This window comes from Pontibacterium sp. (assembly GCF_041587635.1).
Taxonomy (GTDB): Bacteria; Pseudomonadota; Gammaproteobacteria; order Pseudomonadales; family Balneatricaceae; genus Pontibacterium.
In genome coordinates this window covers 1-2,988 of sequence record NZ_JBFGYC010000495.1, presented here as the reverse complement: position 1 = coordinate 2,988, position 2,988 = coordinate 1, and the positions used below count along the sequence as shown (strand labels likewise).

General features: G+C 48.1%; 1 protein-coding gene and 1 pseudogene. Both read right to left on the bottom strand.

Annotation, left to right across the window (positions count from 1 at the left end; translation table 11 throughout):
• Positions 1–1,498 (bottom strand): hypothetical protein (locus ABYW01_RS18015; RefSeq protein ID WP_372835481.1); only part of this gene is annotated, 1,498 nt, incomplete at its 3' end.
• 749 nt (positions 1,499–2,247) lie between these two features.
• Positions 2,248–2,988, bottom strand: a pseudogene (locus tag ABYW01_RS18010) (IS5 family transposase); the annotation flags it as partial.

Below are 2,988 nucleotides of genomic sequence, written 5' to 3'. Positions count from 1 at the left end.
GCTGCCAATCGCGAGCGCCGGTGTTAACCAGTACAGGAACAACAGTGCGGCCGATAGCGTCTTTCTGGAACGCTGCAACGTGTACATCGTTAGCTGGAGCGATTGCAGTCAGCGTCATAGCAACGTGGTATACGTCTGCATCGTTGATAGTGTCAGCTGCTGCTGCGTTGATTGCAGTTTTGATTGTTCCCTGACCGAAAGTCGTGGAGCTCTCTGCAATTGCATCGCCAAGGTTAACGTTAGTCAGGGAAACGCTAGTGCCCTGGCTGATGTTCTGAACGATTACGTCAGCGAATACTTCTGCATTGATTGAAGTTTCGTTAACTGCGTTGAAGAAGAAGTTGAAACCAGATACGTTCTGAGCGTGGTAAGGGATCTTGAACTGTGCGCCGTTGATATCCCAAGTGTGAGAAGTCGCGTTGGTAGCCAGTACAACATCACCAGCGCCAGTAGCTGGGTCATCATTTACAGTCAGGGATGCGGTCCAGTCACCTGTTGCCAACACATCGGTGCCGTTTACAGTGATAACCAGATCGGTAGCAACGCCGTCTGCGAAATCGTTAGCAGAGTCGAAGTTGTTGCCGGCCAGAGTGTAAACGCCATCAGCCAGAGTCAGTGCCTGAGTGGCGCCGGAAACTGCTTCAATGGAATCTACGCCGTCGATGTTGTCACGAGTAACAGCCAGAGTGTAGTTGTCGGTAGTAAAGTCTGGCGCGATCTCTGCGTTGTTGTTGAAGGTTACTTCAGCAGTAGATGTAGTTGTAGATGTATCGCCTGCAGGCTCGTTAACGAACAAGCTGCGAGATGGGTCTGCTTCAACATTGATAGTAGATGTTGCAACAGTGATAGCCAGATCTACGCCGTCTACAACGCTAATCAGAGTCTCTGCTGGTGCGGTACCCTGGGTGATTGGGATTGCGGATGGATCCTGTGCGGAAACAGCTTCGATAGTTACTGCATCACCAGCGGTTAGGCCTGCATCAGCAACAACGGTCAACGCAACAGCAGCAGTTGTGGCCGCTGCAGTTGTCAGGTAAACGGCATCACCAGCCGCCAGTGACTCACCGGATTCAACCTGAAAACGCAGAGTTGTGTAGCCGTTGGTGCCTTCGGTGAAGTCCAGCAGGGAGGCCAGCGCTGTGGTACCGATAGCGTCATCAGACAGCTGTGCGCCATTGGCAGTATCGATCGCACCGTTTGCTACTTCAAAGGTGATGGTAGAGTTTTCACCGATAGTAGTGTTTGGGGTGTATGTGATTTCACGTACGTTAGCGATTGTAGCTAGATCAACGTTGTTCGCGCGTGGAGTTGCCAGCAATTCGTCCAGGTAAACAGGGCCAGTGCCGTCGATAGCAGCGCCACCAACGATAGCGGCAAATGTCTGGTCAGCGTCGTCGCCAGCAGCGCCAGTAGCGCGAATATCGATACCAGCCGCATAGCTCATGCCGGTAGCAGCAGTAAGTGCCAAAGCAATGGCGGTTTTTTTGAACATTTTCATTAAAAATTACTCCGTTATGGTTAACCACACTCTAAGAGTGTTCTTGTCCGGCACGTAGCTAATGTGTCGGACTTTCCTCGGGTCTGGATTCAGAGCCCTTTAGAAAACTGGTTTATACACGTTGGGCATATTGGTTACAAGTAGTCGCTATGCAGATTTCAACAAGAAGTTATCTCTGTTGATGGCGAGCAACAAAACTTAATATTCGGCAGCCATGTTTCTTTCTTTAGCTCTGCCATAAAACGCCCCCTGTAATCAGGTGTGTATTTTGGAAGAGGAGTGTTACATATTCTTTACTATGTGGAAAGCCCGTTGTTCTATTTGTTGGATTGTTTTTTTTTGGATGTAAAGTGATCAGTAGTTAGGGAAGGCTGATTTTAATGTTTGGTTTTTGATTATGGTTTACCTGTGGTTGATTATTGATCAATTTCGCTATCAGTGGGAGTGGTTGATGTGGAATTAGGCTCTGGTCGTTTTGATATCAACGAAGCCGTTTTCAGGCTTGGCGGTACGGTGATATTTTATCTGTGTCAATTGCTGTGTTTAATAAAATATGTTTATGGCGTGAATGATTTGTTTTTATTGTTCAATGGGGTCTCGATCACAGAAGTACTGGCTAAGGAATGCACGAATAAGTCCCGTCTTTTGAGCGAACCGACCAGTCTAGGGTGATTTATGTGTAACCACCCAATATCTGTTCGTTTCTCAATGTCTGCATGCCGATTTTCCGGAAAGCAGACGCACTGATCCTACGTTTTTAGCACGTGACTGACTCTGACTATATTTGCCAGAGCAAACAGCATGGTCAGCTTACTGTCATTTTTAGCCATGCCGCGTTAGCGCGGTTTGGTGAACCCAAACTGGTATTTAATGATCCGAAACGGATGCTCAGCCTTGGCTCGCACACTGGCTTTCATGTACTCAATGTTGATCAGAACTTTGTTGATTCTTGGGTGTTACTTAAGCGTCCTGACTTTTCCTGGCTGCTCCGCGATATACCAGTCGACATCAGTATCCTTCAGCTCGTCTCGTTTCTCTGCCCCACGGTAACCGGCATCGGCGAAAACAAAGTCCTCTTCACCGTGTAGTAGATGCTCAGCCTGATTGAGGTCATGCTCATTGGCACTCGTGGTTGTTAAGCTATGAGTGAGGCCGGTTCGAGCATCTACACCAATATGAGCCTTCATGCCAAGGTGCCACTGATTACCTTTCTTTGTTTGATGCATTTCAGGATCTCGTTTACCGACTTTGTTCTTGTGTAGAACTGGGTGCTTCGATAATGGTGGCATCCATTATCGTGCCTTCTTTTACCAACACAACGGCTTTACTTAACCAATCGGCAACCTCGGTAAAGATCTGACGAGCCAAACAGTGACGCTCCAACAAGTGGCGAAAGTTCATGATCGTGGTGTGATCGGGGATCGTATTATCTAGCGATAAACTTGCAAACAGCCGCATCGCTGGGATGTCGTACAAGGCATCTTCCATCG